Below are 13,409 nucleotides of genomic sequence, written 5' to 3'. Positions count from 1 at the left end.
CTGACCTAGCGCACGACCTAGCCCACACAGCCACCAGCGTCACGCACCCAGCTCACCGCCCTTCGGGCGGCTTCCCGGGTGGTCGCCGGGTATACGGCCGATTCAGGGTGGCTGGGCGCGGCAGGGAGCAGGCGGTCGTGGTCGGGCCGTGGGTGCCCGGCGGAGCCGACAGTCACGCCGGATAGGGTCATCCCGCGACGCTGGCCGAATGTGGGCCGGCGGCGCGCGGACCAGAAACGACGGCACTGATGACGGCCGGGCGCAAGCCACCGGCAACACGGGGTGCGGAAGGTGGAGGGCAATGGGGCTTGACCTCGCCCGGATCTTCAAGGCGTATGACGTGCGCGGAGTCGTGCCGTCCGAGTTCGACGCCGACATCGCCCGCGCGACCGGCGCGGCGTTCGTCCGGCTGCTCGGCGCCTCCGAGATCGTCATAGCCCACGACATGCGGGAGTCGTCCGGCCCGCTGTCCACGGCGTTCGCCGACGGCGCGACCGGCCAGGGCGCGGACGTCGTGCTCGCGGGTCTCGGCTCGACGGACCTGCTGTACTTCGCCTCCGGCTCCATGAACATCCCCGGCGCGATGTTCACCGCGTCGCACAACCCGGCCAAGTACAACGGCATCAAGATGTGCCGGGCCGGCGCGGCGCCGATCGGCCAGGACACCGGCCTCGCCGAGATCCGGGACCTGGTGGCGAGCGGGGTGCCCGAGCACACCGGCCCCAGGGGCACGGTGCGCGAGCTCGACCTGCGCGACGCCTACGTGGCCCATCTGCGCACCCTCGTCGACCTGTCCGGCGTCCGGCCGCTGAAGGTCGCCGTCGACGCCGGCAACGGCATGGGCGGGCTGACCGTACCGGCCGCGTTCGCCGGCCTGCCGATCGAGCTGATCCCGCTGTACTTCGAGCTGGACGGCACCTTCCCGAACCACGAGGCCAACCCGATCGAGCCGGAGAACCTGCGTGACCTGCAGGCCGCGGTGCGCGCGAACGGGGCGGACATCGGGCTCGCCTTCGACGGCGACGCCGACCGCTGCTTCGTCGTCGACGAGCGCGGCGGCCTCGTCTCGCCGTCGACCATCACCGCGCTGGTCGCCGAGCGGGAGCTGGCCCGGGAGGCGGGCGGCACGATCATCCACAACGTGATCGTCAGCCGTGCCGTGCCGGAGCTCGTCAAGGAGCTCGGCGGCGTGCCGGTCCGCACCCGCGTCGGCCACTCGTTCATCAAGGCCGAGATGGCCCGGACGGGTGCCATCTTCGGCGGTGAGCATTCCGGGCACTTCTACTTCCGCGACTTCTGGCGGGCCGACTCGGGCATGCTCGCCGCGCTGCACGTGCTGGCCGCGCTCGGCGGTCAGGCTGGCCCGCTGTCGACGCTGCTCGACGGCTACGCCCGCTACTCGCTCTCCGGAGAGATCAACTCCGAGGTCGCCGACGCGGCCGCGTCGATGAGGGCGATCGAGGCCGCGTATGCCTCGAAGGCGACCGATATCGACCACCTCGACGGCCTGACCGTCTCGTTCGCCGACGGTTCCTGGTTCAACCTGCGGCCGTCCAACACCGAACCGCTGCTGCGCCTCAACGTGGAAGCGGAGGATGATGGCACCATGAGCGTGCTCCGGGACGAGGTCCTGGCCCGCATCCGTGGTGGAAGGGACTAGTTACCGATATGAGCCTCGATCCGCTGCTCTTGGAAATCCTGGCGTGCCCGTGCCCGCAGCACGCCCCGCTGCGCCAGGACACGCTGGACGGCGCCCCCGTGCTGGTGTGCACGGCCTGCAACCTCGCTTTCCCCGTGCGGGACGACATTCCGGTGATGCTGCTCGACGAGGCGACGCCCTTCCCCGAGCCAGCCGCCCCGGCGTCGTCCTGACCGTGCGCGCGGAGCCGGGTTCGCCAGGTTTCGGGGACCTGCCGGATTCATGGGGACCTGAGAGCGGTTGACGACAGACGTGGTGTACGTCGACGAAAGTGTCCTGGACGACCCGGCCCGGCTGGCCGCGGCGGATCCCGGTGACCTGTTGCGGGAAATCGCGACCAGTGGGCGGCAGGTCCGCGAGACCTGGCGGCTCGCCGAGGAGGCCGGCGTCGGCCGGCTCGGCGCCGCCGGGCGGCCGCGGGCCGTGCTCGTCGTCGGCCCCGGCGCGGCCGCCGGCGCCGCCGCGGGGCTGGCGGCGGCCGCGGGCCCCCCCCGCCCGGCCCCGGGGGTCGGGCCTCCCGCCCCCGGGCGTGCGGGGTGGGTCGGGGTCGCGGACGTCGTGCTCGCCGTCTCCGGCTCCGGGCGATCCCCGCTCACGCTGAACGCGGTCGAGGAGGCCGACCGGCGCGGCTGCCGGATCCTCGCCGTCGGCCCGCTGGGCACGCCGCTGCATTACCTCGCGGACCGCGCCAGGGCGCCCTTCGTCGCGATCGACGGCTCGCGCCCGGAGCGGGCGAGCCTGTGGGCCCTGGCGACCCCGCTGCTCGCCGCCGGTGCCACGCTGGGTGTCTGCCGGGACGTGGCCGCCGGCGCCGAGGCGGCGGCGGCCCGGCTGGAAGAGATCGCCACCCGCAGCCGCCCCTCCAGCGAGTCGTTCGTCAACCCGGCGAAACTGCTCGCCCTGGAGCTGGCCGGCACCCTGCCGATGATCTGGGGCACGTCGCCGGCGACGGCCGCGGCGGCCAGCCGCGCGGCCACCCAGCTCGCGGTCACCGCCAAGTACCCGGTGCTACATGGCGGCCTGCCGCACCCCGCGATCTACCAGATCGCGGCCTTCGACGGCGTCTTCGGGGCCCGTGGAGCCGCGGCCACCGGCGGTGGCGACGACGACGGGCTCGACGACTTCTTCCGCGACCGGGTCGACGACGAGCTGACCACGCGACTGCGGCTGATCCTGCTGCGCGACCCCGGCAACGAGCACCCGGACGTGACCCGGCGCGCGGACACGGTGGTCAGCGTCGCGGCGGAGCGCGGCGTCGGCGTCACCGAGCTGTCGGCCGCCGGCTCCCATCCGGTGGAGCGGCTCGCCTCGCTCGTCGGCCTGCTCGACTACGCGTCGGTCTACCTGGCGATGCTCATCGGCATCGACCCCAGCCTCGAGCCCGCCATCCACGATCTCGACCGCGTCCGCTGACCAGAGCTCCGGCCAGCGGACGCGGGCAGGGATAGCCACCACGTCGGACGCGGATGGTCACGTCCGGCCGCGCGCGGGCGATGGGCTTGGCGCGCGGCCGGAGCACCGACCGGTCGGCTAGCGTGGGCCGTCGCCGCCCCCCGGGTCGGGTGGGCGGCCCGGCTGCTGGGTCTGCGGGCCCTGGCCGCCGCCCAGGCCCGGGAACTGCGGCGTGGTGGTGGGCAGGCCGGGGATCGGCTGGCCGGTGAGCGGGTCGATCGTCATGCCCGGCGTCGCCGTGGGCGTCGGGGCGGTGTTCTGCATGCCGCCCTTGGTGCCCTGCGCGACCTTCGGATCCGCCTTCGGCAACTGCTGGACCGGCACCCCCTCCAGCGCGGGCTTGAGCGTGCGGCCGAAGATGAGCGCCGGCAGGTCACCACCGTAGACGTACGGCCAGTCCTTGCCGTCCGCCTGGACGTGGCGCAGCGCGTACTCCTTCGCGTTGCCGCGCGGGTCGCCCACCGCCACCGCGGCCGCCATCTGCGGGGTGAAGCCGACGAACCAGGCACTGGAGTAGTCGTCGTTCGTGCCGGTCTTGCCGGCGGCCGGCCGGCCGATCGCGGCCCGGCCTCCGGTGCCGCTGGGGCCGGCGATCACACGCTGCAACGTGTTGGCGACGGTGTCCGCGATGCCCTTGCTGATGGCCTGCCGGCAGTTCGGGGCGGGGGCGATGTCCACGTTCTTGCCGGAGGAGTCGGTCGCCGCCGTCACGTACCGCGGCTCGCAGTACTTCCCGCCGGCCGCGAACGTCGCGTAGGCGTTGGCCATCACGAGTGGCGAGATCTTCATCTGCTGGCTGAGCGTGAGGCCGCCGAAGCTCGGGTTCAGCCCGTGATCCAGCCCCTCGTAGGTCTTGTCCGGGATGCCGAGGCGCTTGGCCAGGTCGGCGGTCGGCATGACGCCGATCTTCGCCAGCAGCTGGATGAAGTACGTGTTGACGGACATCGCCATCGCCGCGGGCATGTCGAAGGTGCCGGCCTCGTCCACCTCGGCGTTCGAGTAGCCCTTGTTCACGCACTCCTCGACGCCCTCCTCGCCGCGGCCCTCAATCGGGAACTCCTCGACTATGACGCAGGCCGGCGAGTAGAAGGCCGTCGAGAGGCCGTAGCCCTGCTCGAGCGCCTCCGCCATGGTGAAGGCCTTGAACGTCGAGCCCGGCTCGAAGGCGGGCTCGGTCGCCAGGTTCATCTTGGTCTGGAACTGGGCGGCGTCCTCACCGAAGTTCCAGTTGAGCGCCATCGCCAGGATGTTGCCCGTGCCGGGCTCGACGACGACCTCGCTGGCCGAGACCCGGTTGGTCTTGCCCATCGTGGCGTCGACCGCGGCCTGCGCAGCGGCCTGGACCTTCGGGTCCAGCGTCGTACGGATCCGCAGGCCGCCCTCGTAGAGCCGGCGGTCGCGCTCCTCCTGGGTCGCGCCCAGCGCCGGGTCGACGCTCAGCTGCTTCCGCACGTATTCGCAGAAGAACGGGGCGACCGACTCGGCGCAGGAGTCGACCGTGGTGTCCTTGGTGCTGTCACTCAGTGTGATCGGCATTTGCTTGGTCGCGTCGGCCTGGGTCGCCGAGATGTAGTTCATCGTGACCATCCGGTCGAGCACGTCGTTTCGCCGCTTCATCGCGTCGTTCGGGTTGTGCACCGGGTTGAACCGCGACGGGCTCTGCACCAGGCCGGCGAGCAGCGCCGCCTGCGCCAGGGTCACCTGGGAGATGTCGACGCCGAAGAAGTGCTGGGCGGCCGTGCCGACGCCGTAGGCGCCGTCCCCGAAGTAGGCGATGTTGAGATACCGCACGAGGATCTCTTCTTTGGACAGCTTCTTCTCGAGGGTGGTCGCGTAACGCAGTTCCTGGAGCTTGCGGGACACGGACGTGTCGATCGCGGCCTTCCGCTCTTCCAGGGTGCGCGCGTTCTGCAGCAGCACGTTCTTGACGTACTGCTGGGTCAGCGTCGAGGCGCCCTGCTGCACGTCGCCGGACTCGCTGTTGCGCGCCAGGGCCCGCAGCATGCCCTTCATGTCATAGCCGCCGTGCTCGTAGAACCGGGAGTCCTCGATCGCGACGATCGCCTGCCGCATCACCTCTGGGATCTCGCTGCCCTCGATGACGACCCGGTTCTGCTCGCCGTGCAGCGTCGCGATGACGGTTCCGTCGGCGGCGAGGATCTGCGAGTTCTGCGGCAGCGGCGGGGTGATCAGTTCGGCGGGCAGCTCCAGGTAGTGTTCCGCCGACGACTTCGCGAACAGGCCGGCGCCGGCGGCCATCGGCAGCGCGAGCAGCGCCACGACCAGGCCGAGGGCCAGGGTGAGGACCGCGCCCCGTCTGGCGAACACCCCCCGCCCGGGACGCGGCGGCTCCGGCACGGCCGGCACGTCGAGCAGTGTGCGTAGGTTCCCCGCGCCGTCGTCCGCGGGCCGTGGGGCGCCGGCCTTGCCGTCACGCGCGGCCCGACCGGCCCGGCCGGGCCCGCTCGGGGCGGAGTGGCTGGCCCGGCGGCGCGCCGCCGGGCCGCCGGCGCGGCGGGCGGCACGGCCTGCCTCCGCGACCGGTGTCTGCGTGTCCCGTCCGGCCGCCGTGGCCCTCACCCCCAGCACGAGATCAACGACGTCGACCCGGCCGGTGGGGGCCGGGGACGCCGTCGGTGGTCCTGTCAAGCATGCGCGAGCCGCCGGAAGGTCGCCGAGCGGTGCCCGGTCTGCGCACCGCCGCCCCGTCCGGCCCTCGCCGGCCGCCTTGGGAGCGGCTGGCGCGCGCACGGACGTTCGGTCCACCCCGCACGAACGGTTCGTCGCGGGCAGGGACAACCGTACCGGACAGGGCCTTCAAGCACCGACTGTGGTAGCAGTATCACCATAGGTGTCTACTCGATGGTTGTGTGGTTGCCCGCGCCCTGACGGGCCGTTGCTGGCGGGATGTTCGGTGTGTCCGCGCGAGGCCGGCCGTCGCGTTGGCCGGGCGCCTCGGCCGCTGGCCGGCGTGGGCCCCTGTCGGGGCGGCATCCGGCAAGGCTGCATCCGGCAAAGCGGCGTCCGTCAGGGCAGTCCCCCTCGGGACGGCCTCGCGCGGCGGCGCGCCAGGTCCGGCCCGTCAGCGCAGATCGAGCAGGCGACGGGCCTTCTGGGCCTCGAAGTCGAGGGCCGCCACCGGTGGGGGCGGGCTGATCCGGCGGGTGAGCTCGCCGAGGCGGCGCACGTCGGCCGCCACGTTCGGCTCGGCCAGCACCCGGACCGCGAACGCCAGGTCGCTCGGGCTGACCTGGTAGCGGCGCTCCAACTCGTCGGCGTAGGCGGCGGCGAGCAGCTCGCGCTCGCCGTACTCACGGTGCCCGCCGGCCGAGCGCTCCGGCGCCACCAGCCCGAGCGACTCGCGGTAGCGCAGCATCCGCGGGGTCGTGTCCAGCACGGCGGCGGCCCGCGCGATCGGCAGCCGCTGCTCCGGACGCAGCCGGATCCGTTCTCGCAGCCGTTGCAGCACCTCGCGCACGAACCGTTCCTCCCGGAGCTGGGCCTCGACGAAGGCGCGCCTCCTGCCCGGAGGGGCCGGCGGGGCCGGGGGGCCGTCTCCTCGAGGGAACCACCCGGCCGCCGGCGAAGCTGACCGCCGGTCAGCGAGCAGGCGTTGACCCGCTCCGGGCAGCCGAACACCCGGCCCGCCCGCCTCGCCGCCCGATCTTGGAACGATCACGGGCCGAAGCGTAGCCGGGGCTCGCCTTCCTTCGCACGAAATCTTACATCAGCCTGTCAGCTTCGTTGACAGGGCGTCGCCTGTCCGCCGATCGTCGAACCCACCACACGCGACAGGAGACGACAGATCGTGACCATCACCCAGACCACGGAGACCCCAGAGGCCGGCGACCTCGCGACGAGCCTGCCCCGCCACGACGTCGCCGACCTGTCGCTGGCCGCGCAGGGGCGGGCGCGCATCGAGTGGGCCGACCGCGCCATGCCGGTGCTGCGCCAGGTGCGCGCCCGGTTCGCGAAGGAGCGGCCGTTCGCCGGCGCCCGGATCGCCGCGTGCATGCACGTGACCACCGAGACGGCGAACCTGATGCGCGCGCTCGTCGCCGGCGGCGCCGAGGTGGTGCTGTGCGCGTCCAACCCGCTGTCCACGCAGGACGACACCGCCGCCGCGCTGGTCGCCGAGTACGGCGTGTCGACGTATGCCCGCAACGGCATCGACCGGGACGGCTACTACGCGCACATCGACGCCGCGCTCGACCTCGCCCCGCACTACGTCTTCGACGACGGCTGCGACCTGGTCAACACGCTGCACACCGCGCGCACCGACGTGCTCGGCGAGGTGCTCGCCGGCTGCGAGGAGACCACCACCGGGGTGATCCGGCTACGCCGGATGGCGGCCGAGGGCGCGCTGCGTTTCCCGGTCGTCGCGGTCAACGACACCGACACCAAGCACATGTTCGACAACCGCTACGGCACCGGCCAGTCCACGCTGGACGCCATCTTCCGGGCGACGAACACGCTGCTGGCCGGCAAGACCGTCGTCGTGGCCGGCTACGGCTACTGCGGCCGCGGGGTGGCGTCCCGGGCGAAGGGCCTGGGCGCGAACGTGGTCGTCACCGAGATCGACCCGACGAAGGCGCTCGACGCCGCCATGGACGGCTTCCGGATACTGCCGATGGCGAAGGCGGCGGCCGTCGGCGACGTGTTCATCACCGTCACCGGCAACCGGGACGTCATCCGGCCCGAGCACATCGAGCTGATGCGCGACGGCGCGATCCTGGCCAACTCCGGGCACTTCGACGTCGAGATCGACATTCTGGGCCTGGCCGCGATGGCGGTCGACGGCCCGCGCCGGGTACGGCCGAGCACCGACGAGTACGTCCTGGCCGACGGCCGGCGGGTGCTGCTGCTCGCCGAGGGCCGGCTGGTCAACCTGGGCGCGGCCGAGGGCCACCCGGCGGCGGTCATGGACATGTCGTTCGCCGACCAGGCGCTGACCGCCGAGTGGCTGACGACGGCGGCCGGCACCCTGGCGCCCGGGGTGCACGACGTGCCGACCGAGATCGACAAGCGGGTCGCGAGCCTCAAGATCGAGACGATGGGCATCGACATCGACACCCCCACCCCGGCCCAGGTCGAGTACCTGAACTCCTGGCGCCACGGTTCCTGACAACTTTCTGTCAGAAATGACGCCTTGTCCGCGACCGCCGGAGGCGCGACAGGGTTGACAATTCGATGTCAACCCTGTCGGCTGGACGCCGGCCCGCCGGCTCAGCGAGCCGGCGGGTAGTAGCCGCCGGAGGCACCCGGCGGTCCGCCGAACGAGGCCCCCGGCCGCGTCCAGGCATAGGCGGGAACGGGTGGGTTGACGTCCGGGTTCAGCAGGTGCCTCGGGTAGTACTCGAGCGGGACGCCCGGGATCTCGCCCGGCCCGTACCGGGCCCGGGACACCGCGCGCAACCGGCGATAGGACCGCCGGGTCCGCTCGGCCAGCACCGCGGACAGGTATGCCCAGCCGGGGGTGTTCGGCGGGGCAGGTGGGGTGACGACGGCGCGGACCTCGGCGACGAGCTCCGCGCCGATCCGCTCCCGGGCCTCGGGCGCCAGCTCGTGCACCCGGCCGAGGAAGTCACGGACGGTGCCGGCCAGCTCGTCGTCGAGCCCGGTGAGATCCAGTTTGGTGACCCACCCGGCGAGCGGGGCTGGCACCGTCGGTACCACCCCGACGAGCATGGGCACCGACTCGTGCACCACCATCGTCCCGGCGAACAGGTCCCCAAGCCGCTTCGAGCGCCTGGAGACCAGCATCGCCACCACCGCGGGCAGCCCGAACAGGACGCCCGGCCGTTCGGCGACCGCCCCGAGGAGCCCGCGCACCAGGGCATGCCGGAATCGGGTTGGACCGCCGTCGTCGCGCACCACCCGCAGCTTCATCACCATCTTGCCGACGGTTCGACCGCGCAGGAACGTCTCGCAGATCACCGGGTAGCCGAGCATCGTGCCCACATAGACGACGATCACGACAGCGGTCGCCAGCGCGACGTCGTCCTGGGGGTTCACGGCGATCAGCAGGACGGTCAGCGTGCCGTAGAGGACGCACACCTGGATGAACAGGTCGAGCAGCACGGCGATCATGCGGGAACCGAGCCGGGCCGGCCGCAGGTCGATCGCGACCGCCTCACCGGTGACGATCCGGCTCATCCGGCCACGTCCCGGTCCGTCGTGCCGTGGCCCATCGTGGTTCCCTCCGCTGGTTGGCGTGCTGGCGTCCATGGTCCGGCATGGCCGGCCCACACCGGCCGCGGGGTCGCGTCCCGGACGACTTCCGGCGCGGCGACCCCAACCTCCCAGGCCGGCGCGGACCCCGTCCCTCGGCGCGGCCGGTGTCCCCCGTCCTGTGTCGCCCCCGCCCTGGTTGGTGGTCCACCGGCGGTCGGCTCACCGACGGCCGCCGTCGGATATGGCGAGCCATCTGACAGTATTTGCCCGACGGCCGCCTCCGGTATGAGGTTGGCGCGTGGCTTGGGCGCGCCCCGGCCGTGGGGCACGCCCGACGGGCGTGGTGGCTGATCGAGGGCGATCGAGGGGCGGTGGTCATGGATCTGGACGCGTACGTCGCCATCCACCGGCCGGAGTGGTACCGGCTCCGTCACCTCGTCGACAAGGCGGACCGGCCGCGCCGGATGCCGAAGGAGGAGCTCGACGAGCTCGTCGAGCTCTACCAGCGAGTCGCCACCCACCTGTCGGTGATCAAGGGCCGGACACGCGACCAGGCGATGGTCGACGACCTGTCGTCACTGGTGATCCGGGCGCGCGCCGCGGTCACCGGCGGCGCGGACCCCGGCTGGCGGGCCGTCGGCCGCTACTTCGCGGTGACCTTCCCCGCGGCGGTCTACGCGCGGCGGTGGTGGTGCCTCGCGACCACGGCGGGTTGCCTGCTGCTGGCGCTGGGGTGCGCGCTGTGGGTCACCTACGACGCGACGGCGCGGGCGAACCTGGTCCCGGCCGACGAGGTGGTCCAGCTCTGCCAGCACGACTTCGCGTCCTACTACAGCGAGAACCCGGCGGGCTCGTTCGCGAGCCAGGTCTGGACGAACAACGCCTGGGTGGCGGCGCAGGCGATCGGGTACGGCGCGCTGTTCGGCGTGTTCACGCTGCTCGTCCTGGCCCTCAACTCGTTCAACCTCGGCGTCGTCGGCGGATACATGTCCGGCTGCGGCGAGAGCGGCCAGTTCTTCTCGCTGATCCTGCCGCACGGGCTGCTGGAGTTGACGGTCGTGTTCGTGGCCGGGGCGGTCGGCCTGAAGCTCGGCTGGTCGCTCATCGACCCGGGCGGCCGGCGGCGGGTGGAGTCACTCGCCGCCGAGGGCCGCGCCGCGGTGGCGATCGTGCCGGGGCTGGCGGTGGCCCTCGCCGTCTCCGGCGTGATCGAGGCGTACGTGACCCCGTCCGGGCTGCCGACCGCGATCCGGATCGGCATCGGCGCGCTCGCCCTGGCGCTGTTCGTCGGCTACGTCTGGCTCTACGGCTCGCGCGCCGCGTCCCACGGCGAGAAGGGCGACATCGAGTCCTCCCTGGGCGCCGACCTCGCACCCGTCGCCGTGTAGGCCCTGGGTCAGGTCCCGGAGCCGGGTCTCGGCGGCCGGCGGTGGGTACCGGGCAGCGTGGCGAGGAGCCGGGCGACCAGGCCCCGGGAACGCCGAATGGTCCGCGTGTAGACGAGCGTCGTCACAGCCGGAATTCGCAGGTTCAGGGCGCCGTCCGTCAACTTGAGCGAAGCGGCGGCGGCGAGTTCGTCGCGGCCGCCATAAGAAGAGTCATCGGTGTTCAGCGCCAGGTGCCACGGCGCGCCGGCGAGCGACGGGTGACGCAGCAGGTAGCTGGGGAAGGAGGCATTGTTCAGGCTGGTGATGACAAGTAGCTCCTCGCCGTTTCCGGCGTCCCCGGCCGGGTCGGCCCAGCGGCGAAAGGCGATCACCCGGCCCGCGTCGTTGGTGTGCAGGATCTCGATGTCGCGGCCGCGGGCCGCGGGCGAGGCGAGCCGGAGCCGGATCAGGGCACGGTAGGCGGCGAACATCCCGGCACCGGTCCCGGCGCGCAGCCCGTACAGGTCCTCCTTGTTCTCGGTGAAGCGGTCGTAGGTGTAGGCCTTCGCGGCGCCGACCTCCTCCCCCATCAGGAACATCGGCGTGCCGGCCGACAGCAGGCTGAGCGCGGCGACGCATCGGAGCCTGGCCTCGGCGTACCAGCGGGTCTCGTCGACCAGTTCCGCGTTGTTCACCGCGACCAGGATGTTGCGCTTCGAGTGCTCGGCGTTGCCCGCCTCGTCGTGGCTTTCCGGGTAGACGACGGTCTGGCCGGCTGAGCCGCGGAGCGCGTCCGCGAACAGGCCCATCGCGAGCGGCCCGTCGAGGTCCTTGCCCGCGGTGTCCAGCAGACGGGCGTACGCCGGTCCCTCGCCCTTGTCGCCGATCAGGTGATGGTAGAAGTCCACATACCAGTGGGCGTCGAACCCAAGGCCCCCGGCCGGCGCCGGTTTGGTCACCTGGTCCCAGCCGGAATGGTCCTCGGCGATCAGGATGACGTCCGGCGCGATCGTCTTCAGCGTCTGACACAGCTCGCGCAGGAACTTGCGGCCGGCGATGTTCGCCGCCGGCACCGGCCGGCCGTCCGCGTGCGACGCGTTGTACAGGTGGATCGACGTCGTCTGGTCCAGACGGAAGCCGTCGAGATGGAACTCCTCCAACAGCGCCACGGCGCTCGCGACGAACAACGCGCGGACCTGTTCCTCGTGGTAACGCGGCGCGAACCCAGAGGAAAGGTTGTCGACGTACCCGCCGGCCGGAAACCCGGCATGGTCCGCCTCGGTGCCCTCGTACCAGTAGTAGGAGTTGTGGCTCGGTCGGACGGCGTCGTACTGCCACATGGCCCGTTCGGCGTCCTGGGCGAAGTGGTTGAACACCAGGTCCATGAGTACGGCGATGCCACGACGGTGGCAGGCGCGGACGAAGGCGGCGAGCCCGGCACGCCCGCCCGCGCTCTTCTCGATGGCCAGCAGATGCGAGGCGCCATATCCCCACTGCCGGCTGCCATTGAACTCCAGCGTCGGGAGCAGTTCGACGGCATTGACCCCGAGGTCGGCCAAATAGTCGACGAACCGGACTGCATGCGCGAACGTGCCGGCTCTCGGCCGATAGCCCACCGCCGACCGCGCGGACGCGTGCCAGGGAGGCAGGGCCGCGTCCTCGGCCGCGGGATCGTCGAAACCGAGCGCGCCGACGTGCAGCTCGTAGATGACCAGGTCCTCCACCCGGCGCGGCACCGGGTGGGCCGGGTCGTACTCGTCCGCCCAGAAGTCCGCGGGCGTCGCCCCCGGATCGACGACCACCGAGCAGCTGACGCTCCCGTCCAGTTCGGCCGCCGTCCCCTCGTAGCGCGCGCCGAGCGGGTTGACGTCGCCGCCGCCGGCCTGTTCCCGGGAATACATGTCACCGCGCCAGGCGACCGAGCCGTCCTCCCGGGTGACCCGGTAGAGGTACGGCCTGCCGACCCAGCTGGCGAACCCGTCGGCGCTGGCCTCCCAGACCCCGTCCGGGCCCCGTCGCATCGGCAGCCGGGGCAGCGTCGTGTCCTCGCCGTACCCGTCGTCGGCGACATAGCCGCTGGCGCCGCCGAACGCCACCTCGACCGCCCGCGCGCGCGGCGCCCAGACGCGGAACGCGATCCGGGCGTCGTCCGCTCCCGCTCCCCGGGCCTTGTCGCCGTCGCCGTCGCCGTCGCTATCGCCGTCGCCGTCGCTATCGCCGTCGTCGCCGCCGTCGTCGGCCGCGGTGCCTGTTCCGGGGACACGCACCGCGCCGAGGAGATGATGGCGGGCCAGGCTAAAGGTGGCCGTCACCGCCGGCGGGGAGCCGGGATCGAGCTCGAGCGCGCGTACCTGAGCGGTGGAGGCCGGGTCGGGGACTTCACCCGGGATTCCCCAAAGTTCCGACCCGTCGTCGCGTCGTAGCCATACGCCCCAGCGAAAAGTGGTGGGTGTGGAGGCGTCGAGCCGCACGGTCGCCGTGAACGCCGGGCCGCCGTTCAGGCCGACGATCTCGGCCATCGGCACCGAGGCCCAGGTACCGCTCGGCCGCCCGTCAGCGTCCCAGCTTCCGACCAGCCGCGCGCCTGCCGCGATCTGCCGCGCGATTCCGGCGTGGTATACGAAATCAACCTGGACGATGGTCATTCGGCGACCAACGGGCCACGGTTGGCACCAGACGCGTGACTCATGGCCAGCAGCGTAGGTCGTCGTTCTTTG

Annotated in this window: 9 protein-coding genes; 5 read left to right on the top strand and 4 right to left on the bottom strand. The window is 72.3% G+C overall.

Annotated features, from left to right (window positions below; translation table 11 throughout):
* Positions 1–301 precede the first annotated feature (301 nt).
* The 3 genes from I6A81_RS11575 (at position 302) to I6A81_RS11565 (ending at position 3,112) form a co-directional block, all read left to right on the top strand.
* Positions 302–1,660 (top strand): phosphomannomutase/phosphoglucomutase, encoded by a 1,359-nt coding sequence (locus I6A81_RS11575; protein ID WP_203003718.1) that lies wholly within the window; start codon positions 302–304, stop codon positions 1,658–1,660.
* Between the two features lie 8 nt (positions 1,661–1,668).
* A complete protein-coding gene (locus I6A81_RS11570) occupies positions 1,669–1,872 on the top strand; it encodes a Trm112 family protein (protein ID WP_203003717.1) in 204 nt (67 codons plus the stop codon).
* 82 nt (positions 1,873–1,954) lie between these two features.
* Positions 1,955–3,112 carry an SIS domain-containing protein gene (locus I6A81_RS11565; protein ID WP_203010175.1) on the top strand — a complete coding sequence of 386 codons (1,158 nt, stop codon included), beginning with the start codon at positions 1,955–1,957 and terminating at the stop codon, positions 3,110–3,112.
* Between the two features lie 117 nt (positions 3,113–3,229).
* Here I6A81_RS11565 and I6A81_RS11560 read toward each other — a convergent pair whose 3' ends face one another.
* Positions 3,230–5,731 (bottom strand): transglycosylase domain-containing protein, encoded by a 2,502-nt coding sequence (locus tag I6A81_RS11560; RefSeq protein WP_307874597.1) that lies wholly within the window; start codon positions 5,729–5,731, stop codon positions 3,230–3,232.
* A gap of 502 nt (positions 5,732–6,233) precedes the next feature.
* Positions 6,234–6,629, bottom strand: coding sequence for a MerR family transcriptional regulator (locus I6A81_RS11555; protein WP_203003715.1), 396 nt, complete (start codon positions 6,627–6,629; stop codon positions 6,234–6,236).
* Positions 6,630–6,965: 336 nt separating this feature from the next.
* Between I6A81_RS11555 and ahcY the strand changes: the two genes are divergently transcribed.
* On the top strand, positions 6,966–8,276 hold the full coding sequence (gene ahcY, locus I6A81_RS11550) for an adenosylhomocysteinase (protein WP_203003726.1): 1,311 nt from the start codon (positions 6,966–6,968) through the stop codon (positions 8,274–8,276).
* 101 nt (positions 8,277–8,377) lie between these two features.
* On the opposite strand, the gene I6A81_RS11545 is transcribed toward ahcY, so the two are convergent.
* Positions 8,378–9,307 carry an RDD family protein gene (locus tag I6A81_RS11545; protein WP_203003714.1) on the bottom strand — a complete coding sequence of 310 codons (930 nt, stop codon included), beginning with the start codon at positions 9,305–9,307 and terminating at the stop codon, positions 8,378–8,380.
* A gap of 395 nt (positions 9,308–9,702) precedes the next feature.
* On the opposite strand from I6A81_RS11545, the gene I6A81_RS11540 reads away from it, so the two are divergent.
* Positions 9,703–10,713, top strand: coding sequence for a stage II sporulation protein M (locus I6A81_RS11540; RefSeq protein WP_203003713.1), 1,011 nt, complete (start codon positions 9,703–9,705; stop codon positions 10,711–10,713).
* An 8-nt stretch (positions 10,714–10,721) separates the two neighbouring features.
* Here I6A81_RS11540 and I6A81_RS11535 read toward each other — a convergent pair whose 3' ends face one another.
* Entirely contained in the window at positions 10,722–13,337 is a 2,616-nt protein-coding gene (locus I6A81_RS11535; protein ID WP_203003712.1) for an alpha-amylase family glycosyl hydrolase, read from the bottom strand.
* Positions 13,338–13,409: the final 72 nt, after the last annotated feature.

It is taken from the genome of Frankia nepalensis, assembly GCF_016786325.1.
Lineage (GTDB): Bacteria > Actinomycetota > Actinomycetes > Frankiales > Frankiaceae > Pseudofrankia > Pseudofrankia nepalensis.
Note: the sequence above shows the minus strand (reverse complement) of the source record. Positions and strands in the feature narration are given on the sequence as shown.